Origin of the sequence: Streptomyces viridochromogenes DSM 40736 (assembly GCF_000158955.1) — a bacterium.
Classification (GTDB): domain Bacteria; phylum Actinomycetota; class Actinomycetes; order Streptomycetales; family Streptomycetaceae; genus Streptomyces; species Streptomyces venetus.
The window spans coordinates 5561073-5585424 of record NZ_GG657757.1; the positions used below are offsets into that span (position 1 = coordinate 5561073).

Genomic DNA, 24352 nt, shown 5'->3' on the forward strand with positions numbered 1-24352 from the left:
GGGATCGGTTCGGAGATCACATCACGCTGCCCGAGCCATTCGGCCTCGAACTTGACAGCCGGGCGTTCCCCGAGAACTGAGTCACCCCAACAACGCCGCCACCACCACAAGCACCGGCACCGCCAGCACCGTCGACAACAGAATCGCCTCCCTCGCCAGGACCTCGCCCACCCGGTAGCTGCTCGCGTACGTGAACAGGTTCTGCGCCGCGGGGAGTGCCGACGTCACCACCACGTCGAGCAGCAGCGCCCCGTGCAGGCCGAAGACGCCCGCCGCCAGGACCCAGGCGACCAGGGGCTGGAACACGGACTTCAGGGCCACGGCGAGGAGCACCGGGGCCCGTTCCGCGCCGCGCAGCGGGAGCGTGCTGCCGCGCAGGGAGATGCCGAAGGCCAGCAGCACCGCCGGGACCGACATGTTGCCGAACAGGGTCAGCGGGTCCATCAAGGGGCCCGGCAGCGTGAGGCCCGACGCCGAAACCGCGACGCCCGCGAGCGAGCCCAGGGCGATCGGATTGCGCAGCGGGGTCAGCAGGCGCTGCCACAGAGGGCGCTTGTCCCCACCGCTCGCCAAGTCCAGGACCGTCAGCGCCACCGGCGTCACACCGACCAGCTGGAACAGCAGCACCGGCGCGACCAGCGACGCGTCGCCCAGCACATACACGGCGATCGGGATGCCGAGGTTCCCCGAGTTGACGTAGCTGGAGCACAGGGCGCCGATCGTCGTCCGGCCCACGCCCCACCCGCGCACGGCCCCCACCGCCACGAAGACACCGGCCGCCGCTGCCGTGCTCATCGCCGTGACCAGCAGCCGGTTCGAGAAGATCACCGACAGATCGGCCTGGGCGAGCGTCGTGAAGAGCAGCGCGGGGGACGCCACGTGGAAGGCCAGCTTGGTCAGGACCTCGCGGCCCCCGTCACCCAGATACCCCCGGCGCCCGATCAGATAGCCGACCCCGATGACCACGGCTATGACCGCGAACCCGCTCAGCACCCCCTGCACAACGCCCCCTCACCGGCGAAGAACGCAACGGGCGGTGCGGAAGGAGGGGCAGGTGCATGGAGCATGCAGCTAACACTCGGGGGAAGATCGTCCTCCGGTCAATGTGATCCTTTCGAGCACCGGCAGCACGGACAGTCGCGATGAGTTACCGCCGCCCGCGCGGTCTACCGATCGTGGACGCCATGACACCGCCCGTGCTCGTACTGCCCGGCCCCGTCACCCGGGACGAGGTGAGAGGACTCAGCGACGATGTGCGGGCACTGCTGCACGGCAGTAGTGCCCGGGTCGTGGTGTGCGATGTCGGAGGCCTGGGCCCGTCGGGCCTCACCACCGTCGACCTGCTGGCCCGGCTCCAGCTGGCCGCCCGCCGGGCCGGGGGCCGGATACGGCTGCGCGACCCCGACCCGGCCCTACGCGCCCTCCTCGACCTGGTCGGTCTCCGCTTCGAGGTGGAGGGGCAGGCCGAAGAGCGGGAACCAGCGCTTGGTGTCGAGGAAGCAGTGGAACCCGGTGATCCGGCCGTCTGAGATCTCCAGCACCTGGACCGCCCACGGCGTGAAGCCGCCGCCCCCCTCCGGGTCCGGCTTGTACTGGGCGAACCCGGGCAGGCCGTTGACCTGGACCGGCACCAGACGGGAGCCCGCGCACGGCGCGCCGAGCGTGGTCATGAAGCCGGTGATGTCCCGCACGCCGGTCAGCCACAGGTCGAACGGCGGCATCGTCATGACCGCGTCCTCGTGCAGCAGCGCCGTCAGTGCCGTCATGTCGTAGCCCTCGAAGGCCGCCACATAGCGGTCCAGCAGCTTCTGCTGGTCCTCGTCCAGCGGATCGGAGACGGCCGCGGCGGCGCCCGGCTCCTGCCGCTCGGCCAGGGTGGCGCGGGCCCGCTGCAGGGCGCTGTTGACCGATGCCACCGAGGTGTCCAGCAGCTCGGCGACCTCGCCGGCCTTCCAGGCGAGCACCTCGCGCAGGATCAGCACGGCCCGCTGCTTGGCGGGCAGCCGCTGGAGCGCGGCCATGAAGGCGAGCCGCACCGACTCCTTGGCGACGGCGGCCTCCGCCGGGTCGTCGGTCGTGGGCAGCACACGGGCGTCCGGCACGGGCTCCAGCCAGGTGTTGTCCGGCCGCGGGGAGAGGGCCGCCCGGGCGAGCGGGGTGGACTCGGTCAGGTCCATCGGCCTGGCACGCTTGTTGCCGGCGGTCAGCATGTCCAGGCACACGTTGGTCGCGATGCGGTACAGCCAGGAGCGGAGGCTGGAGCGGCCCTCGAACTTGTCGTAGCTGCGCCAGGCGCGGATCATCGTGTCCTGCACCGCGTCCTCGGCCTCGAAGGAGGAACCGAGCATCCGGTAGCAGTAGCCCGTCAGCTCGGTGCGGTGTGCCTCCAGCCTGGCGTCCAGGTCCGTCGGTGCCGCCGTGCCGTTCGTCATCGCCCACCCACCCCGTGGAATGTCTGTCACGCGCCATCGCGCCCAGTACTCCGGAAGCTACCGCAGCCCACTGACAACGGCCCCCCGAGCGCGGGAAAGCGCAGCTCGAAGCGGCAACGGGTGGTCGACGAGAAATCCCCCTGGCCGGTCCCGACCAGGGGGAACGCCGTCTCGGCGTCGGGCTCAGGCGGCCGTGCTCAGGCGGCCGTGGTCAGGCGCCGCTGCACACGTGCCGCCCGCGTGCCGAAGACCGTGATCGTCACGACTCCGAGGACCGCCAGCAGGCCGACCCCGACCGTCCCGGCCCAGCCGCCCGAGTGGAAGGCGATCGCGCCGACCGTGCTGCCCGCGCTGGAGCCGATGTAGTACGCGGACTGGTACAGGGCCGAGGCCTGCGCGCGGCCGTGCGCGGCCGTCTTGCTGACCGCCGAGGAGGCCACCGCGTGACCCGCGAAGAAGCCGCCGGTGATGAGCACCAGACCCAGCAGGACCAGCGGCAGTGAGCCGGCCAGGGACACCAGCAGACCCGCCGCCGTCGTACCCCCCGCCGCGTACAGGGCGCCGCGGCGGCCCAGCCGGCCGACCAGGCGGCCCGCCGTCGACGCCGACACCGTGCCCACGAGGTACACCAGGAAGATCGAGCCGATGATGCCCTGGGGCAGCGAGAACGGGGCCTCGGTGAGGCGGTAGCCGATGACCGTGTACACGCCGCCGAACACCGTCATGAACAGCGCGCCGATCGCGTACAGCCGGCACAGCAGTGGGTTGGACAGGTGGTCACGGACCGTACGGGCCAGCACCCGCGGGCGCAGCGAACCCGCCTTGAAGTTCGCCGGTGCCGGCAGCAGCGCCCGGAAGGCCACCGCGCAGGCCACGGCGATCGCGCCGATCACACCGACGGCGACCCGCCAGCCCCACTCCTGCGCGACCCAGCCGGTGATGACCCGGCCGCTCATCCCGCCGACGCTGTTGCCCGCGACGAACAGGCCGATCGCGGTGACCAGCGCCCTGGGGGTGACCTCCTCCGCGAGGTACGCGGTCGCCGACGCCGGCAGTCCGGCCAGGGCCGCGCCCTGGAGCGCCCGCAGCGCGACCAGGACACCCAGGGACGGGGCGAAGGGCACCAGCAGTCCGAGGGTTACCGCCACGGCCAGCGAAGCCGTCATGACGGTACGACGCCCGAAGCGCTCCGACAGGGCGCTCATCGGCAGGACGAACAGCGCCAGACCGCCCGTCGCGGCGGCCACGGTCCAGCTCGCGTCGCTCGCCGCCACTCCGAAGTCGCCGGAGATCAGCGGGAGGAGCGCCTGCGTGGAGTAGAGCAGCGCGAAGGTCGCGACACCCGCGAGGAAGAGGGCGAAGCTCATCCGGCGGTAGCCGGGCCCGCCCGGGCGCATGCGTGAGTCGACAGCAGGGACAGAGGCATCGGCGCCCACGATGGTGGACGCCCCGGTACTGGCGGGAGACATGCCTCGAAATTACGTACGGTCCCGCTGATCCGTCCAATGCATGGAACCGTCATAATCGATCCCATGGCGCATCAATCCAGTTCAGCGGCTCGGCTGTCACCATCCAGTGACACAGAAGACATGGTGATGTTGCTGGCGCCACGCCTCGCGTACTTCGCCGGAGTCGCCCGTACCGAGCACGTCACCCGGGCCGCCCAGGAGATGAACGTCCCGCAGTCGACGCTGTCCCGGTCCATGGCCCGTCTGGAGCAGGACCTGGGCGTCGACCTGTTCGCCCGGCACGGCCGCACCGTGTCCCTCACCCCGGCCGGGCGGACCTTCCTCGCCTCCGTCGAGCGGGCCCTGGCCGAGGTCGAGCGGGCCGCCGAGGAGGTGAAGGCCGACGCCGACCCCGCCACCGGCAAGGTCGCCTTCGGCTTCCTGCACACCATGGGTGCCGAGACCGTCCCCGGCCTGCTCCAGGCCTTCCGCGCCGACCACCCCCGCGTCCGCTTCAGCCTCGTCCAGAACTACGGCGAGGCCATGCTCGAAGGCCTCCGCGCCGGCGAACTCGACCTCTGCCTGACATCCCCGGTCCCCGACGCCCCCGACCTGGTCGCCCGCCGCCTCGACGAGCAGAAGCTCCGCCTGGTCGTGCCCGCCGACCACCCCCTGGCCACCCGCCGCCGCGTGCGCCTCGCCGAAGCGGCCGACGAAACCTTCGTCACCCTCGAACCCGGCTACGGCATGCGCCGCATCACCGACGACCTGTGCCAGGAGGCGGGCTTCAAGCCCCGCATCGCCTTCGAGGGAGAGGAGGCGGAAACCCTGAGGGGCCTGGTGGCGGCGGGCCTGGGAGTCGCCCTCCTGCCCCCACCGGCAGTCCCTCGCCCCGGCGTGGTGGAACTGACGGTGACGGCCCCGCGAGCGGTCCGCGAAATCGGCGTGGCCTGGCTGGAAGGCCGTCCGGACACACCCCCGGTGGCGGCCTTCAAAAGGTTCCTGCTCTCAAGGAGAGGCAGTCTGCTGCCCTAGTCAGGGGCGCGGGGCTGTAGCGATCTGCGGCTCGGCCGCGCGGCGCGACCAGCCACGAACAAGCCGCACACACCTGAAACGGACGCTAATGCCGCGAAGGGCTGAACCCCACAGCCAACGGCATCCGCAACCCCAACGGCGGCGGCGCCGCGAACGCGTCCCGCACGGGCCGGGACACGGCCCTGCCGAACAAGGCCCCCATCACGAAGTCCTCGGCCAGAGCCAGCACTTCGTCCCGGTACTGGCTCAACCCGTGCCCGTCCGCGTGCACTTCGAACCGGCACACGTCCCGGTTCGCCTTCTTCGCCCGCGCCGCCAGCCGGAACGACAACTCCGGATCCGTCCGCCCGTCGTTCGTGCCGTGCACGATCAGCACCTGCCTGCCCACCAACTGCTTCACCGGTTCGAGTGGTGCCGCCACATCCTCCTCCGGCAACCAAGGGGCGAGCGCCAGCACGGAGTTGACGGCCTCGTGCCCACCCGCGCGCAACCCGGCCCGGCCGCCCATGCCGATGCCGACGAGGCAGACGGGTACGTCTCCGTAGCGTCGTACGACCTCGTCGGCCGCCCACGCCGCGTCGCGCGCGAGGTTGGCCTCGCTGCCGTTCCAGCCGCGGCAGCGGTAGTGCACCACATGCGTGACGAGGCCCTCGTCCCGGCCCGCGCGGGCCAGGCGGCGCCCCAGACCCCGTACGGAGGCGGTGGCCAGCAGGGGGGACGGTCTGCGGCCGGAGACCTCGTCACCGCCGGGGAGCAGCAGCACCACGCCGCTCACCGCCGTCGGTCCCGGACCGAACGCCCTGCCCAGCCGGGCCCTGCGAACCGGCGTCGCTTGGTGTGCCATGACAGAACAGTGTCAGAAGCGCGGGTGTACTCGACCCGTCGTCGGGGTCACCGTTACGTATCGACGGAAACGTAAAGGTGCCGAGAACGAGTCATCTACGCGCGTAGGCGTTAGAGTGCGGAAATGACGAGCCAGACCATCGCGAACACCCCGACACCGGACCAGATCCGCCGGGCGCCCAAGGTTCTGCTGCACGACCACCTCGACGGCGGCCTGCGCCCCGGCACCATCGTCGAACTCGCCCGTGACACCGTCCCCCACAGCCCGAAAGGCGTGGGAGGTGCCCCCATCTCCCAGCTCCCCGAGACCGACCCGGAGAAGCTCGGCATCTGGTTCCGGGAGGCCGCCGACTCCGGTTCCCTGGAGCGGTACTTGGAGACGTTCTCCCACACCGTCGCCGTCATGCAGACCCGCGACGCCCTGGTGCGGGTCGCCGCCGAGTGCGCCGAGGACCTCGCCGAGGACGGCGTCGTCTATGCCGAGGTGCGCTACGCCCCCGAGCAGCACCTGGAGGGCGGCCTGAGCCTCGAAGAGGTCGTCGAGGCCGTCAACGAGGGCTTCCGGGAAGGGGAGCGGCGGGCGAAGGAGAACGGGCACCGCATCCGCGTCGGCGCCCTGCTCACCGCCATGCGGCACGCGGCCCGCGCGCTGGAGATCGCCGAACTCGCCAACCGCTACCGCGACCTGGGTGTCGTCGGCTTCGACATCGCGGGCGCCGAGGCCGGCTACCCGCCCACCCGGCACCTGGACGCCTTCGAGTACCTCAAGCGCGAGAACAACCACTTCACCATCCACGCGGGCGAGGCCTTCGGGCTGCCGTCCATCTGGCAAGCCCTTCAGTGGTGCGGCGCCGACCGGCTGGGCCACGGCGTGCGGATCATCGACGACATCCAGGTCCACGAAGACGGCCGGGTCGAACTCGGGCGGCTCGCCTCGTACGTCCGGGACAAGCGCATCCCGCTGGAACTCTGCCCCAGCTCCAACCTCCAGACCGGGGCGGCGTCCTCGTACGCCGAGCACCCCATCGGGCTGCTGCGCCGACTGCATTTCCGCGCCACCGTCAATACGGACAACCGTCTCATGTCTCACACCAGCATGAGCCGAGAATTCGAGCACCTTGTCGACGCATTCGGTTACACGCTCGACGACATGCAGTGGTTCTCAGTCAATGCGATGAAATCAGCGTTCATTCCTTTCGATGAACGACTGGCCATGATCAGTGACGTGATCAAGCCGGGATATGCCGAGCTGAAATCCGAATGGCTGTTCCGGCAGACCGCCTCCACCAGCGGTTCTTCCGAATCGGCGGGCTGACCCGGCGGCAATCGGCGCACGCGGAATGCGGACGGCTTTCACAAGCCGTCCGCATTTCGATGTTTGCGGCGGACGGCGTCGCGTGTCTACGGTCGCAGGACCGCTCACACACCCCGTCATTCCATTGCGAGGACGCGTTTTCATGAAGCAGTCTGCTGCCAGGTCCCTCGGTGTCGCCGCTCTCGGTGTCGCCTTCGCCGCCGCCGGTGCGGGTGCCGCCAACGCCGCCCCGGCCGTCCCGGACACCGCTCAGACGCTGGAGAGCGCCACCAAGGCGCTCCCGGCAAAGCAGCTCTCCCAGACGCTCCCGGGGTCGGGTGAGACGCTGGGGCAGGGACAGACCCTGGCCGGTTCCGGTCTCGCCGCCGCCCAGCCGGCCGCCAAGGGCGCGCTCGCCCAGGGCCCGACCGGCCCGGCCGGCAAGCTGCTCGGCGGTCTGCCGACGAAGGGTCTTCCCACCAAGGGCCTGCCGACCAAGGGGCTCCCGACCAAGGGTCTTCCCACCAAGGGCCTGCCGGTCGTCTGACGTTCCCGCCCGGCGGACACACGCCGATGGGGCGCACCCCTGGACACAGGGTGCGCCCCATCGGTGTTTCCGCGGCGGCCGGTCACCAGGCCGTCTGTGCCTTGTTCTGCACCTTGTCCTCCGAGGGCAGCACGATCCACAGCGCGATGTAGAGAAGGAACTGCGGGCCGGGCAGCAGACACGAGAGCAGGAAGATCACCCGCATCGTCGTGGCGGAGGTGCCGAAGCGCTGTGCCAGCGCGGCGCACACTCCGCCGATCATGCGACCGTGGGTGGGGCGGGCGAGGCGGGACATGTGCGGCTCCTTCGTAGCGTCGGTGTGAGGCCTCTCGTCCGAGTACCCCATCTGCACTCCACGCTACGGAGACGAAGGGGGCAAAGCGTCGCTCCACGGGGCGATCCCGACCCTGGGAATCGTCGGGGTCCGACCCTGAGCCGGCTCCTCCGGGGGGAGGGGCGCACGGGCCAGACGGGCGCGCGTGCGGCGGCGCAGCCACGAGCGGCCGGCCGGGACGAGCGCGAGGTGCGTGAGGGCCACGCCCGCGGTGTTCAGGAACAGCGAGTCGATGTCGACGACCTGGCCGGGCACGCCGGTCTGGAGCAGTTCGATGCCCAGCGACAACAGGGCGCCGGCGGTGACGGTGTTCAGCAGGGACGCCAGCGGCGAGGCAATCAGCCTGCCGCTCGCCATGGGCAGCAGCACACCCAGCGGGGCGAGCAGGGCCAGCCCCCCGCCGATCCGCCGGGCCGCCTCGGGCCAGCCGAGGGCGAGATCGGCCCGCAGGCCGTCGAGCGGCCGCAGATTGGCGGGCATCACCCAGGGCACGTCCAGCGGTCGCAGCGTGAACCAGGCGACGAACGCGAGATGTGCGACGAGGAGGACACCTCCTGTCACACGGATGCGGAACGCGGCGCTGCCGCCGATGGAGCCTTGACGCTGCACGCCCCCCTAGACGCGACCTCCGGCAGGATCGGTTCCGGGATGCCCCCCGGTACACCGGTGAGGCATGCGCCACAGCCCGTCCGGAGCCGGCCGCCTCACTCGCCGGCCGCGTCCTTGGACGGCGGCTCCGTGCTGCCCGGGCGGGCCCGTACCTCGTCGGTGCACTCGTAGCGGCGCGGGGACTCGGCGCCGGGGCCGCCCAGGACCACGGAGCCGTCGCCCTCGGCGGCCGCCGAGTCGGAGAAGGTGCAGACGATCTGGGCGAGGGCGTACGAGGTGAGGCTGTCCGGGGCCGTGCTGAGCCGCAGCGTCTCCTCCGGGTCGCCGGGCCGGGGCCTGCCGACGGTGATGCCGCCGCGCACGTCCGTGCTGTAGCCGGCCTCCTTCTCGGCGGCCGACGGAGGCGTGGCGAGCTGGTCCAGCAGGCCCTGCGCCACCAGGATGCGCCGCTCGGAGTCGGCGGCGCCGTCCGGGACCCGCACCGTCCGGTCGACGGTCACGAGCGAGGACCCGCACAGCAGGAACACCTGCACCGGCAGCCCCCGGGCGGCCTGCGCCGCCACGTCCGGCTCGGCGAGCGAGCACTGCACCCGCGAGGGCGCGGGCCCGAAGTTCGTCGGCACCTCCGTGGCCCGGATACCGCACCCGGCGAGCAGCACGGCGAACGCGGACACGGCACCCAGCCGCGCCCCGGCCACGAGACGTGCGGTCATCACGCTTCCCCCTTCGGGTCCTCGCCCCTGGGCCGGGCGGCGTCCTCCCCGGGCTTCTGCTCGCCCTCGGCGGGCTCTTCCCCGGGTTCGGCCGAGTCGCGCGGGAGCCGCAGGGTGAACACCGCACCCGAGTCGGGCGAGTTGGCCGCGGTGATCTCGCCGCCGTGGATGTGGGCGTTCTCCAGGGCGATGGACAGACCCAGCCCGCTGCCCTCGGAGCGCGGCCGGGAGGCGCTGGCCTTGTAGAACCGGTCGAAGACGTGCGGCAGGACGTCCTCGGGGATGCCGGGCCCGTGGTCCTGCACCTCGATGACGAGCGAGTCGTCGTCCGCACGGACGGACACCCGCACCGGGGAGCCGCCGTGCTTGAGCGCGTTGCCGATGAGGTTGGCCAGGATGACGTCCAGCCGGCGCGGATCCAGCCGGGCGTGCAGGCCCCGCTCGGCGTCCAGCTCGACCGCGTCCAGCCAGGCACGGGCGTCGATGCACGCGGTGATCTGGTCGGCGATGTCCACGTCGTCAAGGACGAGCCGGGCGGTGCCCGCGTCGAAGCGGGTGACCTCCATCAGGTTCTCGACCAGGTCGTTCAGGCGCCGCGTCTCGCTGACCACCAGCCGCACGGCGGGCTCGATCATCGGGTCCATGCTCCCGGTCTCCGCCTCCAGCTCCTCCTCCAGCACCTCCGTCACGGCGGTGATCGCGGTCAGCGGCGTCCGCAGCTCGTGGCTCATGTCCGCCACGAACCGCCGGGACGCCTCGTCCCGCGCGGCCATGTCGGCGACCCGCTTCTCCAGCGCCTCGGCCGCGTTGTTGAACGTCCGTGACAGATCGGCGAGTTCATCGGTGCCGGACACTCGCAGCCGGGTGTCCAGCTTGCCCTCGCCGAGCCGCCGCGCGGCCGTCCCGAGGCGCTGCACCGGCTTCAGCACGGTCGTCGCCGCGGCCTGCGCGAGCAGCGCCGAGCCGATCAGCGCGAGCCCCGTGGCGATCCCCAGCGACCAGGCGAGCGAGTTCAGGTCCTTGGCCTCCGGCTCCAGCGACTTGAGCATGTAGCCGGTGGGACCACCGCCGATCACCCGCGTCCCGGCCACCAGGTACGGGGTGTCGTGGTCCACGACCCGCTGCCAGTACAGGTGGTACGGGTGCTTGTTGGCCGAGTCGACCTTCTGCGTCCTGTTCACCGCTGTGCGCAGCGAGGCCGGAACGTCCCGCAGCGAGAAGCCGTTCAGCCCTCCGGAGCTGCCGAAGACGGTCCTGCCGTCGGCGTCGGTGGCGACCAGCAGCACGCTGAAGCGCTGGTCGCTGCCCGCCATCTGGCCCGCGGTGTGCTGCAACTCGTCCTGCGTCGGACGCTCGGGCAGCGCACCCGCCCGGTTCTGCATCTCCTGCTCGAAGTCGCGCAGCACCGCGTCCTGGGCGCGCGTCAGCACGGCCTCGCGGTTGAGCCAGTAGGCGATACCGGACGCGGACACGGCGGCCGTCAGCGCCACCAGGCCGAACACGAGGACCAACCGCAGCCGCAGGCTCGTGAAACGCAGCCGCGACCCGACTCCCTTGCGCGCCGCGGTCCAGCCGCGGTCTCCCCCCTGGTGCCCCTGTGTCACTGAGGCGGGTCCAGCCGGTAGCCCACACCGCGCACGGTACGGATCAGCGTCGGGGAGGACGGCACGTCCTCGACCTTGGCGCGCAGCCGCTGGACACAGGCGTCCACGAGCCGCGAGTCGCCCAGGTAGTCGTGCTCCCACACCAGCCGCAGCAGCTGCTGCCGGGACAGCGCCTGCCCCGGCCGCCGGCTCAGCTCCAGCAGCAGTCGCAGCTCGGTCGGCGTGAGCTGGAGGTCCTCGCCGTTCTTCGTCACCGTCATCGCCGAGCGGTCGATGACGAGACTGCCGAACGACGCCGCGTCGTTGGACTCCCGCTCGCCGCGCCGCAGCACGGCCCGGATCCGGGCGTCCAGCACCCGCCCCTGCACCGGTTTGACGACATAGTCGTCGGCGCCGGACTCCAGCCCGACCACCACGTCGATGTCGTCGCTGCGCGCGGTCAGCAGGATGATCGGCAACTGGTCCGTGCGCCGGATGCGCCGGCACACCTCGAACCCGTCGATGCCGGGCAGCATCACGTCCAGCACGATCAGATCCGGCCGCTGCTCACGGAGCAGTTTCAGACCGTCCTCACCACTGGCAGCGGTCGCCACGCGGTGACCCTGGCGCGTCAGAGAAAGCTCCAGGGCCGTCCGGATGGCGTCGTCGTCCTCGATCAGCAACAGGGAAGGCACGGGCTCATTCTGGCCCATGGAGGGGGCGGGGTTCGACCCGTACGGGTCGCGGAGATGCGAGCGGGGCCCCGTAGACGGCTTCGTGTCCTCAGAAGACGCGGACAACCTGGTCGCCGTGGAGCTCCGGCGCCGCCGTGGGGGGACGACGCCCCATGGCTGCCTCGGCGTCCCGGCAGCTGGTCGCGACGGAGTCGCCGGAGGCCAGCGAGCGGTAGAGCTGCTGGGCGAACGGTAAGGCCTGGATGTCCTCGATGGCGCACGGCCAGCTGATCACGGATGCGATGGCGCCGCACAGCTCCTCGCCCATCGCGTAGGAGTCGCAGAAGCTCAGGACGGCGAGACGCGGGGGCGTGCGGGCCCGGGCGATCTGGTCGCAGAGCGCCTTGTGCGAGGTGGGAAGGTCGTGTCCCTCCTGGGTGAGGTGTACGTCGGTGAAGGAACTGTGGGCGGCGAAGTGGACGACGGCGGGGTGATGACGGTCCAGGATCCCGCGGATCTCGCCGAGCGAGACTGCTCCCTTCTCGACCAGGTCGATGTAGCTCCCGGCGAGGGCCTGCCGGATGTAGGCGGCTTCGGTCGTGAAGTCGTTGCGGCCGAGGTGGGCGTTGCCGGAGAGGAAGAGGACGCGGCGAGCGGATGTGGCGGCGGTGGAGGGTGAGACGACGCTCTGTGACATGAGGGAGACGGGGCTGTTCTGCTCGCTCTGTTGGGTCGGGTTGACGGATTGGCTCTGATCCTGATCCTGATGCTGGGCGAGGAAGAGACCCGAGGCTTCGACGGGGGCGCTCGGTGGCCGTGAAGTGCTGTGGAGCCCCGGTGCCGGTGGACGGGGTTTGTGGGCGATCTCCCGCTGGCGGTGAACCAGCTCGCCCTCGTCAATCCCCAGGGCCCGGACGATGGCTGTCTGGGCGACTCCCGACTCACGCAGTCGTGCCGAAGCTTTCAGCGCCATGTCCAGGGCGTCCTGCGCGTCGCGGTACCCGGAGGCGTTATGGTACGCGTCGCCGATGGCGCTGAGGTACGACAACTCCTTCAGCGTGAGGGGTCTCGACGGCTCCTCATCACTCGGCATCGGGGACGCTCTGGTCTGTGGGGGCGATCGAAGGCGCCACGGCCAGGGTGTCGGCGAGCCCCATGAGAACGGTTGCGTGTTCGGGCCTGCGACGTGCCAGTCGACGCAGACGGGTGACGCCGGCGCCGCGCTGGACGTCGGATGCCTGCGCGGCGGCTTCTGTCATCAGCTGGGCGGGGTCTGGCGCCTCCTGGCCGGAGCCGGCGGCACGGAGGAAGAGAGCTGAGTAGACAGCGAGTAAGTACGGCGTGACGAAAGAGGCCCGCTGGATGCTCGGCATGGTGAGGAACAGAGGATGCAGGGCGTCGAGGGCCCCTTGATCCAGCAGGTCCATCGCGGTGTCGACTGCGGCCACCGGGTCCGTGATGGCGTCGTACACGTCATGCAAGGGGAGTCGATCGGCGAGTTCCAGGATGCCGAGGTGCTGCAGTGACGCGCTGTCCCTCTCGTCGGAGCCCAGCAGCTCCCGCACCTCGGGGTCGGTGCACAGACGCTCCTTGTGCTCCATGAGAAACGCCAGGTCCTCGTTCCAGGTGGAGGTGTTGAGCCAGCGGTTGACGAGCTCCTCCCGCTCTCGGGCTGCCCGGATGTCCCGCAGCACCTTGTCCAAGCCGTGTATCCGGCTGCCGTCGAGGATGCCGATGAGCGTCTCGAGCCGGATGGATCCCAGGTGGAGGTCTCGGAGCGTGCCCAGATTCGCCCGCCCTTCCTCGCTTCGGAGCAGCGGGTACGCCTCGCGTAGCAAAGTCTCCTGTTCACTCCAGTCCTCTGCGGCCAGCCACTTGGCGAAGAAGTCCTCGACACCGGGTGACAGCGTCGCTGTGACCCAGGGTGGAAACTCACCATGCTTGCCGTTCAGAGCGGGTCCTGCCGCGGTGTTGCCGACCAGGAGCGAGAAGAAGGCGCGCGTGGCACGTCGAGACCGCGCGGTCCATTCCGGGTCTTCTTCCTCCTCGGTCCGCAGGGCGGCGACAAACAGGTCGTCGACAGCGCCTTCGGAATCGCCTGCGAAAAGGCGCCAAGCTGCGCGGAATGTGAGCAGGTTCGCGTGTGGGCCTGGAGCCAGCCCTGCCAGCACTTCGTTGGAAGCTCTGATGGCGGCATCCATGTCCATGGCCTCCCGTTGCCAGTCGGTGAGGTTGTTGAGGGCCATGGCGAGGTTGGGGAGGTATGCGGCGGGGTTGGTTTCGGTCAGGGTGCGGTAGTGGTGGACGGCTTCGGTGGCGGTGGTGAGGGCCGCTTGGCGGTCTCCGGCCTCGCTTTGGCGGTTGGCGAGGTTGTTGAGGGCCATGGCGAGGTTGGGGAGGTATGCGGCGGGGTTGGTTTCGGTCAGGGTGCGGTAGTGGTGGACGGCTTCGGTGGCGGTGGTGAGGGCCGCTTGGCGGTCTCCGGCCTCGCTTTGGCGGTTGGCGAGGTTGTTGAGGGCCATGGCGAGGTTGGGGAGGTATGCGGCGGGGTTGGTTTCGGTCAGGGTGCGGTAGTGGTGGACGGCTTCGGTGGCGGTGGTGAGGGCCGCTTGGCGGTCTCCGGCCTCGCCTTGGCGGTTGGCGAGGTTGTTGAGGGCCCTGGCGAGGTTGGGGAGGTGCGCGGCGGGGTTGGCCTCGACCAGGGTTCGTCGGATCGTGACGGCTTCGGTGGCGGTGGTGAGGGCCGCTTGGCGGTCTCCGGCCTCGCTTTGGCGGTTGGCGAGGTTGTTGAGGGCGGTGGCCAGGTCGGGGAGGAATGCCGCCGGGTTGGCTTCGGTCAGGGTGCGGTAGTGCTCGACGGCTTCGGTGGCGGTGGCGAGGGCGGCTTGGTGGTCCCCACTTTCGTACTGGTGGTTGGCGAGGTTGTTGAGGGCGGCGGCGAGGTCGGGGAGGTATGCCGCCGGGTTGGCTTCGGTCAGGGTGCGGTAGTGCTCGACGGCTTCGGTGGAGGTGGTGAAGGCCGCTTGGCGGTCTCCGGTCTCGTTTTGCTGGACGGCGAGGTTGTTGAGGGCTCTGGCGAGGTCGGGGAGGAATGCTGCCGGGTTGGTTTGAGTCAGGGTGCGGTAGTGCTCGACGGCTTCGGTGGAGGTGGTGAAGGCCGCTTGGCGGTCTCCGGTCTCGTTTTGCTGGACGGCGAGGTTGTTGAGGGCTCTGGCGAGGTCGGGGAGGAATGCTGCCGGGTTGGTTTGGGACAGGGTGCGGTAGTGCTCGACGGCTTCGGTGGCGGTGGCGAGGGCGGTTCGGCGGTCTCCCGTTTGACGCTGGTGGTTGGCGAGGTTGTTGAGGGCTCTGGCGAGGTCGGGGAGGAAGGCCGCCGGGTTGGCTTCGGCCAGGGTGCGGTAGTGCTCGACGGCTTCGGTGGAGGTGGTGAAGGCCGCTTGGCGGTCTCCGGTCTCGTTTTGCTGGACGGCGAGGTTGTTGAGCGCCATGGCGAGGTTGGGGAGGAACACCGCAGGGTTGGCCTCGACCAGGGTTCGTCGGATCGTGACGGCTTCGGTGGCGGTGGTAAGGGCCGCTTGGCGGTCTCCGGTCTCGCTTTGGCGGTTGGCGAGGTTGTTGAGGGCGGTGGCGAGGTCGGGGAGGAATGCTGCTGGGTTGGCTTCGGTCAGGGTGCGGTAGTGCTCGACGGCTTCGGTGGCGGTGGCGAGGGCGGTTCGGCGGTCTCCCGTTTGACGCTGGTGGTTGGCGAGGTTGTTGAGGGCGCTGGCGAGGTCGGGGAGGAAGGCCGCCGGGTTGGCTTCGGTCAGGGTGCGGTAGTGGTGGACAGCTTCGGTGGCGGTGGTGAGCGCGGCTTGGCGGTCTCCGGTCTCGCTTTGGCGGTTGGCGAGGTTGTTGAGGACGGTGGCGAGGTCGGGGAGGAAGGCCGCCGGGTCAGCTTCGGTCAGGGTGCGGTAGTGCTCGACGGCTTGGGTGGCGGTGGTGAGCGCGGCTTGGCGGTCTCCGGCCTCACTTTTCTGGATGGCGAGGTTGTTGAGGGCTCTGGCGAGGTCGGGGAGGAATGCTGCCGGGTTGGTTTGGGTCAGGGTGCGGTAGTGCTCGACGGCTTGGGTGGCGGTGGTGAGCGCGGCTTGGCGGTCTCCGGTTTGGCTCTGCTGGACGGCGAGGTTGTTGAGGGCTCTGGCGAGGTTGGGCAGGTTCGCGGTGGGGTTGGCTTCGGCCAGGGTGCGGTGGTGGTGGACGGCTTGGGTGGCGGTGATGAGCGCGGCTTGGCGGTCTCCGGTCTCGCTTTGCTGGACGGCGAGATTGTTCAGAGCCATGGCCAGGTCGGGCAGATAGCTATCCGCATCGACCTCGACCAGTTCCAGGTAGTGGCGGACTGCCTCAGTGGCCGAGACCAAAGCGGCCTCCCGATCACCGCTCTCGTTCTGGCGCACGGCCAGGTTGTTGAGCCAAGATGCCCGCACCGCCAACTCCGCCTCGGTACCGTCGCCGGGGCCCTGCGGAGCCGATCGCTCTGTTGCGATCAGTGCCAGCTGGCGCAGGTTCGTATGGCCCATGGGCAGCGTGGCGGCGAGTTCGGCCAGCGGTAGCCAGGTCTCCTCCGACTCGGCGACCCGTTCCAACGCCCGTACGAACGGCCCGCCCTGAGTGGCCGCCACCGCCAGCGCCGGCGCCCATAGGGCGCGAACGTCGTTCAATGCCGCGACAGCAAGGCCGGTCGCCAGCTCCGCGCCGCTCGACGCACTCACCCGTGACAGGCCCACACAGGCGTTCAGCAGCTCGTACTCGTCAGCCTGTTCCAGGCACCGCCGCAACAGGCGCTGGTCGGAGCCGAACTCCCTGGCGGCCAGATGTGACCCCACCGGATCCGGGCGAACCGCCAGCGATCCGTCCTCAGGTGTGACCGGCAGGAGCTCCACGAACAGCTCGGCCACTTCTCGCCGCCACTTGTGGTCCTCGGCCAAGCCCTCGATCGCCTTGAGCGTGTTGTCCAGCCGCTCCGCCCGGGGAGCGAGGAGGCTGATGCAGGCACCGACCTCCCGGAGCAGGCTCTCCGACGGTTTGCCGACCTGAGCCTTGTAGGACTTCTTCCAGTACTTCAGTTCGTGACGGAAGATCTCCTCGTACAGGTCCTCCTCCGACTCCGGCAGGTCATCACCGTCCTGCCGGGCCGCCAGCCAGCCCAGCATGACCAGATCCAGCGTGGTCCACCTGCCGGCGTACGGATCCGGGGGTGGCGTGCTGGCCAGGGCGACACTCCGTGATCCGCCGAAGCTGTGCAGGGCGGCCCGGTACACGTCGTTCTGGCGTGGATGACGGGGCTTGAGCTGCCTGTTCTCCAGGACGTACGGGTGCGCCTCGTGCCGCAGTGCCTCGGCGATCTCCTCCCACCAGCCGCTCACCGTTCGCGCGGTGAGTATCAGGCACGTCGGATCCGTACGGCGTCGCACCGCCCTCAGCAGGTTGACGACATCCGTGGACTTGGCGTCCTCCACGTAGTCCACGACCACCAGCAGAGGCGAGGCCATGTGCCCCAGCCAGCCCAGGTCGCGCGGATCGGGCGACCTCACGAGGAACCCGGCGTACCAGCCGTCCTGGGACAACCTGCTCGCCAGCTCCGCCGCGAGGCGGGTCTTGCCCGCCCCACCTTGACCGTGCAGCAGGGCGACGCGGGTCCGAGGCCCTCCGTCCGGGTCCGGCGCCTGGAACCAGTCCTGCAGGAAATCGAGTTCGTCGCGGGGAAGGAAGCGGATGACGTCGTGCCGTGCCCAGAGCTGCTGAAGAGGGCCCGTTTCGCCGTCGATCGGGATGTACGGAGGTGTCAGAGGGTCTGTGCTCGGGTGGGACGGCAAGGGGTACGTCTCGTTGACGCTGTAGCCCAGGCCGACATCGAGCGTGACGATCCAGCGTTCCTGTTCTGTGCTCCGAAGCAGCTCCGTGCCGTACGCGACGGCCTCCTGCCAGCTCAGCTGCTGTCGTCGGCGCGCCTCGGCGGCACCGGACCGCGACGAGACCCCGGCGATGTCGACGGCGAGGTAGGAGCCGGGGGAGTCCTGGTCGTCGGCGAGCTCGCGGAGGAAATCCGCCGGAAGAGCCTCCCAGGCCGGCTCGGTTTCGTCACGCCGGTACTCCGCGTCCGGCCGGCCGGGCCACCCGCCGTAGAGCCGCACGGCGACCACAGCGTGCGCGGGCGCGCCCGGTCGGGTCGGCGGCAGTACGACGATCAGCGGATGTAACCCTGCGTACAGGCAGGCGCCGGCGAACGTCACTGCCAGATCGAGACAGGTGCCGTGCCGCGGGCTCTCAAGCACCTCGTGTGGGGGCCGGATCGCCTGGAATCCAGTCTCGCTGCTGCTGGGCTCGTCGACGTACTGGATGTCCCGAGCCGCGAAGGCCTCGTAGAGGGCGCGCGTACGCACGGCGGGCGGGTCACCGGACGGGCCCGGCATGCGGGAGCCGAGGTAGTGTGCCGACGCTTCGCGCTGGACGTACTGGATCAGTGACCCCGGCTGGTGCTTGGCCGACCAACGGGGCCAGGGCGCGGCGGCGTTCAATTCCGTCCCTCCTCAGCCACCACCTGAGCGGGGGCGTCGACCACGCCCAGATCGTCTGTCGTCCGCAGGCGTCCCACGCCCGGCACTCCGGTCGCCGTCACCTCGACGGTGTACAGCCCGGCTTCGAGCGGTTCCGCGATCTCCGCCACCCAGGTGCCGCCACTGCCATCCGGCGAGACCCCCCGCACCCACGGTGTGATCCGCGGCGGTCTGCCCTGTGCGGCGACCGCCCGCACATGCACCTGGGTCTCCGCCTCGGCGTGTGCGCCCTGCAGTGCGATGCCCACCCGCACGGGTTCACCGGCGAGTACCGATTCGTTGAGATCCAGCCCGAGCCAGGGCCGGTCCGGCTCCTCGCCCCGGACCGAAGAGAGGGACGCGCCGGCGTACGCGGTCAGGACGTCGACCACCGCCGCACAGGAAGCCAGCGCCAGATGTCTCTCCGGCTGTCCCCGCCATGTCCCGCGCTTCTCGTCCAGCTCCAGAGGAACAGCCGAGATCGCCGGCACCGAACCGTCGCCGTGCCACTCCGGGTTGGGCAGCCACGGCGGTGCGTCCTTGGTCACGGAGAGCACGTGGCGCTCCGCGTGCCGCGACAGTACGGCACGTGACGGAGTGGCGTGTCCGCGCGCGTAGGCGGGGATGACCTCCGGGCGGTCCTCCGCGGACAGATCCTGCCACGCCGTCTCGATGTCGATGTGCCGCTGGTAAGCGGCCTTGGCTTCCGCCACGGCCAGCAGTCCGCCGTCGAGTTCGTGCGGGTACAGCGTCGCTCCGTCACCGGCACGCTGCACCGCCGGATAGCGAGGCAACAGGTCGTACATGGACGGCCACCCGCGCAGCACCCGCGTCAGCCCGGCAAACCGCTTCCGGCCCACCCGCACCCCGTTGACCACGTAGTCCAGGGCCTTCGGTGCGCCGCGGTGCGGAGTGCCGAGGGTGAGCAGCGCGGCGCAGTCCGGAGCGCCGCCGAGCGGTCCGAGCCAATACCGGGCCACCAGCCCTCCCATGGAGTGCGCCACGATGATCACCCGGCGGTGGCGCGCCGCCGAACTCAGGCCGCGCAGTCGGGCGTCCACGACCGCGGCCAGACGGTGCGCGGCCGGCGCGATGCCCTTCCGGAAGTCGTACGGGAAGAGCACCAGGTCGGCCCGCGGGTCCGGCGTGCGGTCGGGGCGGCTGACGTCGACCCTTACGTCGGCGAACGAACGACGGATCCGGCGCACGAGACCGTCATAGCCCGGGAGTACGAAGGGACCGATCAGACGGACGTCCGGCAGCAGGTCCACCGGTGTGAGGTCCGGGTGGACGTCTAGGGACAGCCGTTCGGGCCGGGTCGCCGCGGCGATCAGGCGGCGCCGGTGTTCGTCCCAGTGGGCCGCTCCGGTGGGCGGCTGCAATACGCTCCCGCCGATGCCCGGAATCACCACTACGACATGCTTCAGCCGCTCCATCGCGAGCCCCCGTTCCGCTTGGTCGCGCACCTTCGCGTGGCTGCCCTCACCCTTCGACCACGTGGCGAAATGGCTGGTGGCGCAGGAAGTTGAGGAGAAGACGATAGCCCCCGGGAGAGTCGTTCTGGGAGGGTTTCCGTACTTCTCTCCCAGGGTGGTTGCGCCGGTCCCTGTGTACGGCCCGTGGCCGCACTGTGCCCGACCCCTGTGACAGGTCTGTGACAGTCGACGGACACGGCCATGAAAGTGCGGAGGCAAGCTTTTCGGCACAGGCAAGGAAGCCCGCCCGACCGGCGGGCCGCACACCGGAAGTCCACGACGGGGGGCGCGAGATGAACACGCTGCACGGCACCACCACCAGCGCAGTGATCACGCGTCTGCACGACGTGAACCGGGGTTCCGAGAAGTCCGGTGCCGTGAGCGGGCGGGGGTGCGCTCGCGGCACCGGGCGTCAGCACACCGGTTACATGACGGTGGTTGACGCTCGCACGGGGGACAGCAACAAGGGGGCTCACGGGGGAGCCGCGTACAGGGAGGTCTCGGGGGAGCGCCGCTCGCCGGCGGAGGCCGCGGACGCCGAAGCGGCGTTCACCGCCTACGTCCAGGAGCGCCGCGCCTCCCTGTACGCCACCGCCTACCACCTCACCGGCGACCGCTTCGAGGCCGAGGACCTGCTGCAGAGCGCACTGTTCTCGACGTACAGGGCGTGGGACCGGATCAGTGACAAGGCGGCGGTCGGCGGATACCTCCGCCGCACCATGACGAACCTGCACATCAGCGCCTGGCGGCGCCGCAAGCTCAACGAGTACCCGACCGAGGAACTGCCGGAGACGCCCGGCGACACGGACGCGATGCGCGGCACCGAGCTGCGCGCGGTCCTGTGGCAGGCGCTGGCCCGGCTGCCCGAGCTCCAGCGCACCATGCTGGTCCTGCGCTACTACGAGGGCCGCACGGACCCGGAGATCGCGGACATCCTCGACATCAGTGTCGGCACGGTGAAGTCCAGCATCTGGCGGTCGCTCCGCCGGCTGCGCGAGGACGAGGTCCTCAGCTTCGGCCGTGACGAGGAGGACGCCTTCGGCGAGCTCGTCGCCTGAAGGCTGGGGGGAGCACCACAAGGGGTCACGGGGGAACGGGGCCCGACGGGGGAACCGCGCAGACGCTGGGGGGCGTCTGCGCGGGAGAGCGGGGGGGGACACGGGGGAGCGGGACTGGAGGGCCGGGGGGTCCGTCCAGTCCCGCTTCATTTTTGTGCCCGCTGCCCTCCCGCTGCCCTGTGGTGTCGCCGCGACGACCGACTGATCCAAACGAAACTGCCCAGCGTCACTGGACGATCCGTCGCCGAGGCCGGGTGAGGGTGCACTGTTTTCGGCGCTGTCACCGGTTCCCGGCCCGCCTGCCGTCCAGCAGTCCGTGCAGGTGCGCGGCGGCGTTCTGGATATCCGCGTATTTCTGCTGTCCGGCGCGTACCTCGGCGGAGAGCACACCGCAGCGGTGGACACGATCGAAATCGCCGTAGGGGAACTTGTACCGGCCCTTGGTCTCGTTTCCCATCTCGTCGTCGATGCCCAGGTACCACCTGGCGTACTCGGCGAATCCGTGCTCCTCGAGGTAGGCGTTCTCGTCCGCTGCCGAAGGCCGGTGCTCGCTCCACTCGTCCCGGTCGTCCAGGACGATCCGGCCCTCTTCGGCCAGTTTCTTCGCGTGGCCGAACGCCGTCGCGTTCAGTTTCACTGTCATGCCGTTCACCGCCGTATCGACTGTCGTGTTCAGATGTCGGCTGCGGCAGCCCGGATGTCCTGCCGCGCCTGCCCCACCAGCTCGTCCAAGTCGCCTACCTCCGGATCGAGTTCCCGCGCGCGCGGTGCGATCTGCTGCAGCCATGTCGCAGTGGCCAGGGCCAGTTCGACGGCCTCCCGGGTCCGCTCCTCGCCGAGCAGTTTCTCGACCTTGAAAGCAATGCTCGCGAGCGTGTCGTCATCGGTGGCAGGCACCAGGTAGGACTCCAGGCCCGGCGGATACGGTGTCCGCTCCCGGTACTCACGCATCGCGGTCACGACCGCGGGCACCGCGCTGTACCGGTCGAGGAGACCCATGAAGACGTACAGGTGGGCCACCAGCCGTGGCAGGCCGGGGTGCCGATCCAGCCAGGCCATCAGCTCCCGCTGATCACCGAAGTGGTCCATGATCTGCGACATCGCCTCCGCGACCCGGGTGGGCCAGGTCCAGTGGAAGGGCAGCAGCCGCGCCACCTGATGGGCGAGCGCCGCCTCGCCCTCCGCGTCCAGCGTGCCGGCGACGAATTCGGCGACCTGCCTGTGGTCCAGTCCGTAGTCGGCCGGCGCCGCCCGGTCCTGTGAGCTCTGCGACGAGTCGTGGCGCAGACGCAACAGCTGTGTGCCGATCTTGCTAAATGTCCGGTTCCGCATTGTTCCTCCCAGCTCGCGATGTGTTCTTCATCGTCCGGAGCGGCCGAACGGCCTGCTCCTGCTCGGATCCATGCGACCGCACTACCACCCCCGCAGCTCGCCGGACCGCAGCGAGCAGCAGACCTCCCAGCGTGGTCCGGTCGCGTCGGCGCCGGGCTTCCGGGCGGTCCTCGGTGGGCGAGGCGCGCAGGCGTCTGAGTTCGTTCCGCTCCGGCGGACGCGACGAAGAAGGCCAACGAGATCAGAAGGAAGAACGACCAGACGGTCAGCGAGCCGTTGACCAGTAGGACGGCGAGGGAAGTCCGGAGCTCCGCCGTCCTCGTACCAGTGGAACAGGTGAATGGGCTTGCCTCCATTACCGGAGTGCACCTGGCGCGCCCGCTTCGCCTCGCCGGAGGCGTTCCTGGGCATCGGCACCACCTGCATCGTGATGCTGTATCTCGCCTATGCGATGGTAACCGGGCCGCTGCTGGTGCGCCGACTGCGCGGGCAGTTCACCGTCGACGGCACCGACGAGACGGGGGCGCCGCTGTTCTCGCTCGGGCGTTGGGAGTCCCGGTCAACGCCCTCGTCCTGCTGTATCGCCTGCTCATGACCGCCAACCTGCCCGCCCGCCGCGGTGTACGACCCGGCGGGCGGGCACTGGTACGTCCGGTGGTTCACCGTGCTGTTCCTGCTGGTCACGGTGGTCCTCGGGGGCGCGTGGCGGCTTACGCGGGTCCGGCAGGCCGTGCCCGCCCCGCTCCGCCCGTACTGGAGCCCGCCCCGTGGGGCTTCGGCCCGGACTCGTCCAGGCAGGTCCAACAGGGCCGGACTGCCTCGACCTGTCAGGCCGAGGCAGTCGCTCAGGGCTGCGGCTAGCGTCCGGAGAGCAGATTGCCACCGGAGGAGGAACGACGATGGCCGGTACCGAAACGCTCGACCGCAGCACCTGGGAGAGCGCCCTCAACCAGATGACCCAGGAACACCAGGGGGAGTTCGTCACCATCGAGGTACTGGACCCCGAGGTCGGGCACCAGTACGAAGCCAACCGGCTGCCCTTCGCCGCCATCGTGTACGACCCGAAGGACGACGTAGTGACCGTCTCCGTCGGCGGACGGTCGCCGCGCTACCCCGTCGTCCTGCGGCACCTGGTGTGGCACCCCAGGGAGATCGACGTCGCCACGCAGGACATTCCCGAGCCGGCGGTCCGGACAGTCGACAAGGACGGCACCGCCACGCTGATCACCTTCTTCCCCCAGGAGTCCGGCACGGAGTCCTGACCCCTGAGGCGCGCCGGCCGCCGGCAGCCGTCGCGGCACCTCGCGTCACGGGTGTCGCGCGGGCGAGGGGCCTACCGTGGGAGATGGTCCCGGCGTCGACCCCGCCGACCGGCCGGTCGTTCACGCCGGGGCGGAAGGAGGCACGAGATGTCCGATGCGATACGGGACACCACGGCCCGGCGCGTACGACATTTCGTCGACGCCGGATATCCCGACGCCGGGCCCGTCGAGGCGGCGGTGGAGGGAGCCGCCTACCGACTCGGGGACGGAACGGTGGCCAAGGTGTGGGAGCGCCGACGGGGACCCGAACTGCGGCGGATGCAGCGTTTCTACGCCGATGCCGCGGCGCACCTGCCGTTCGGCGCCCCGGAGATCCTCGCCGTCGAGGACATGGACGGTGTCCCGATGACCGTGGAGCGGGAGCTGACCGGCGGGCCCTTGGCGGGCAGGATCCGCACCGACGACCCGGACGAGGTGCTGCCCGAAGCGGTCGACTGCCTGGTCGGCGTGCTGCGCGCGCTCGCGGACGCCCATGACGTCGACGAGGTCAAGCACCTTCCTGTGCTGGACGAGGAACGCCCGCTGTGGGAAGGCCACACCACTTTCGGATCCGCCCTGGCGGACCTGGTGGACCGGCGGGTCAGCCGGCGCGCGGACCGGCTCTCCACGCAGGTCCGCGACTTCGACGACACGCGCGCCCGGCTGCTTCGGAAGCTGCGCTCGCTGCCCCGTACCGACGAGGCGGTCGTCCACGGTGACGTCTTCCCGGAGACCGTGCTGGTGGACGACGACCTGCGGCCCCTCGCCCTCGTGGACTACGGCTTCCTGTCCACGGGCGGGGACCCCCGGTTCGACGCCGCCGTGGCCGCGGCCATCTTCCCGGCGGGCACCGAGCACGCCCCGGAGATCACCCGGCAGCTCACCACGCGGTTCGCCGACGAGTTCGGCTACGCGGTCGACGACCTCCTGCTGTACCGGGCCGCCTATGCGATGGCCACGAGCGACGCCTTCGCGCCGGGCGGCGGTGACGAGCACTTCGCCTGGTGCGTCACCGTGCTCGAGGACCCGGCCGTCGCCGAGTCCCTGCACCGGTGACGCACCGCGGGCAGCCGGGCGGCCGGGAAGTTCCGGTGACGGTGTG

General features: G+C 70.3%; 21 protein-coding genes and 1 pseudogene. 8 read left to right on the top strand and 14 right to left on the bottom strand.

Annotated features, from left to right (window positions below):
* Positions 1-81: 81 nt before the first annotated feature.
* Positions 82-1002 (bottom strand): AEC family transporter, encoded by a 921-nt coding sequence (locus tag SSQG_RS24595; protein ID WP_003992547.1) that lies wholly within the window; start codon positions 1000-1002, stop codon positions 82-84.
* 182 nt (positions 1003-1184) lie between these two features.
* Here SSQG_RS24595 and SSQG_RS39580 point away from each other — a divergent pair, with 182 nt between their 5' ends.
* A complete protein-coding gene (locus tag SSQG_RS39580) occupies positions 1185-1529 on the top strand; it encodes an STAS domain-containing protein (RefSeq protein ID WP_158681099.1) in 345 nt (114 codons plus the stop codon).
* Here the strand turns inward: SSQG_RS39580 and SSQG_RS24600 are convergent.
* Both SSQG_RS24600 and SSQG_RS24605 read right to left on the bottom strand, forming a co-directional pair.
* Positions 1413-2432: a sigma-70 family RNA polymerase sigma factor gene (locus SSQG_RS24600; RefSeq protein ID WP_003992549.1), complete on the bottom strand. Its 1020-nt coding sequence runs from the start codon at positions 2430-2432 to the stop codon at positions 1413-1415. The genes SSQG_RS39580 and SSQG_RS24600 overlap by 117 nt on opposite strands.
* A 197-nt stretch (positions 2433-2629) precedes the next feature.
* Complete coding sequence (locus tag SSQG_RS24605; RefSeq protein ID WP_003992550.1) at positions 2630-3901, bottom strand: MFS transporter; 1272 nt, start codon at positions 3899-3901, stop codon at positions 2630-2632.
* Between the two features lie 63 nt (positions 3902-3964).
* Here SSQG_RS24605 and SSQG_RS24610 point away from each other — a divergent pair, with 63 nt between their 5' ends.
* Positions 3965-4915, top strand: a complete 951-nt coding sequence (locus SSQG_RS24610) for a LysR family transcriptional regulator (protein WP_003992551.1) — start codon at positions 3965-3967, stop codon at positions 4913-4915.
* An 85-nt stretch (positions 4916-5000) separates the two neighbouring features.
* Here SSQG_RS24610 and SSQG_RS24615 read toward each other — a convergent pair whose 3' ends face one another.
* The gene (locus SSQG_RS24615; protein WP_003992552.1) at positions 5001-5759 is read right to left on the bottom strand and encodes an alpha/beta hydrolase; all 759 of its coding nucleotides are present in this window, start codon (positions 5757-5759) and stop codon (positions 5001-5003) included.
* A gap of 123 nt (positions 5760-5882) precedes the next feature.
* Between SSQG_RS24615 and SSQG_RS24620 the strand changes: the two genes are divergently transcribed.
* Entirely contained in the window at positions 5883-7073 is a 1191-nt protein-coding gene (locus SSQG_RS24620; protein WP_003992553.1) for an adenosine deaminase, read from the top strand.
* 142 nt (positions 7074-7215) lie between these two features.
* Positions 7216-7599 carry an ATP-binding protein gene (locus SSQG_RS24625; protein ID WP_039933540.1) on the top strand — a complete coding sequence of 128 codons (384 nt, stop codon included), beginning with the start codon at positions 7216-7218 and terminating at the stop codon, positions 7597-7599.
* An 82-nt stretch (positions 7600-7681) separates the two neighbouring features.
* On the opposite strand, the gene SSQG_RS24630 is transcribed toward SSQG_RS24625, so the two are convergent.
* From SSQG_RS24630 to SSQG_RS24665, 8 genes are all read right to left on the bottom strand, one after another.
* Positions 7682-7894, bottom strand: coding sequence for a PspC domain-containing protein (locus tag SSQG_RS24630; protein WP_003992555.1), 213 nt, complete (start codon positions 7892-7894; stop codon positions 7682-7684).
* Between the two features lie 63 nt (positions 7895-7957).
* The gene (locus tag SSQG_RS24635; RefSeq protein WP_039933541.1) at positions 7958-8542 is read right to left on the bottom strand and encodes a VanZ family protein; all 585 of its coding nucleotides are present in this window, start codon (positions 8540-8542) and stop codon (positions 7958-7960) included.
* Between the two features lie 95 nt (positions 8543-8637).
* Positions 8638-9255: a hypothetical protein gene (locus SSQG_RS24640; RefSeq protein WP_039933542.1), complete on the bottom strand. Its 618-nt coding sequence runs from the start codon at positions 9253-9255 to the stop codon at positions 8638-8640.
* Positions 9255-10859 (bottom strand): sensor histidine kinase, encoded by a 1605-nt coding sequence (locus tag SSQG_RS24645; RefSeq protein ID WP_003992558.1) that lies wholly within the window; start codon positions 10857-10859, stop codon positions 9255-9257. Before SSQG_RS24645 ends, SSQG_RS24640 begins: the two co-directional genes overlap by 1 nt.
* Positions 10856-11533 carry a two-component system response regulator AfsQ1 gene (gene afsQ1 / locus SSQG_RS24650; RefSeq protein WP_003992559.1) on the bottom strand — a complete coding sequence of 226 codons (678 nt, stop codon included), beginning with the start codon at positions 11531-11533 and terminating at the stop codon, positions 10856-10858. Before afsQ1 ends, SSQG_RS24645 begins: the two co-directional genes overlap by 4 nt.
* An 88-nt stretch (positions 11534-11621) precedes the next feature.
* Positions 11622-12605, bottom strand: coding sequence for a CHAT domain-containing protein (locus SSQG_RS43735; protein ID WP_003992560.1), 984 nt, complete (start codon positions 12603-12605; stop codon positions 11622-11624).
* Complete coding sequence (locus SSQG_RS38320) at positions 12595-18066, bottom strand: tetratricopeptide repeat protein (RefSeq protein ID WP_052310342.1); 5472 nt, start codon at positions 18064-18066, stop codon at positions 12595-12597. The genes SSQG_RS43735 and SSQG_RS38320 overlap by 11 nt, the downstream gene beginning before the upstream one ends.
* On the bottom strand, positions 18063-19550 hold the full coding sequence (locus tag SSQG_RS24665) for an esterase/lipase family protein (RefSeq protein ID WP_158681103.1): 1488 nt from the start codon (positions 19548-19550) through the stop codon (positions 18063-18065). Before SSQG_RS24665 ends, SSQG_RS38320 begins: the two co-directional genes overlap by 4 nt.
* A 302-nt stretch (positions 19551-19852) precedes the next feature.
* On the opposite strand from SSQG_RS24665, the gene SSQG_RS24670 reads away from it, so the two are divergent.
* On the top strand, positions 19853-20617 hold the full coding sequence (locus SSQG_RS24670) for a SigE family RNA polymerase sigma factor (RefSeq protein WP_003992563.1): 765 nt from the start codon (positions 19853-19855) through the stop codon (positions 20615-20617).
* 280 nt (positions 20618-20897) lie between these two features.
* Here the strand turns inward: SSQG_RS24670 and SSQG_RS24675 are convergent, their stop codons facing one another.
* Both SSQG_RS24675 and SSQG_RS24680 read right to left on the bottom strand, forming a co-directional pair.
* Positions 20898-21260: a hypothetical protein gene (locus SSQG_RS24675; protein WP_003992564.1), complete on the bottom strand. Its 363-nt coding sequence runs from the start codon at positions 21258-21260 to the stop codon at positions 20898-20900.
* Positions 21261-21289: 29 nt separating this feature from the next.
* Positions 21290-21949, bottom strand: coding sequence for a hypothetical protein (locus tag SSQG_RS24680; protein ID WP_039933544.1), 660 nt, complete (start codon positions 21947-21949; stop codon positions 21290-21292).
* 382 nt (positions 21950-22331) lie between these two features.
* On the opposite strand from SSQG_RS24680, the pseudogene SSQG_RS39585 reads away from it, so the two are divergent.
* The 3 genes and pseudogenes from SSQG_RS39585 to SSQG_RS24695 all read left to right on the top strand — a co-directional run.
* Positions 22332-22676 (top strand): annotated as a pseudogene (locus SSQG_RS39585) (amino acid permease); the annotation flags it as partial.
* A gap of 172 nt (positions 22677-22848) precedes the next feature.
* Positions 22849-23211, top strand: a complete 363-nt coding sequence (locus SSQG_RS24690; protein ID WP_106434208.1) for a DUF5335 family protein — start codon at positions 22849-22851, stop codon at positions 23209-23211.
* 147 nt (positions 23212-23358) lie between these two features.
* On the top strand, positions 23359-24306 hold the full coding sequence (locus SSQG_RS24695) for a phosphotransferase family protein (RefSeq protein WP_039933545.1): 948 nt from the start codon (positions 23359-23361) through the stop codon (positions 24304-24306).
* The last annotated feature ends 46 nt before the right edge of the window (positions 24307-24352 follow it).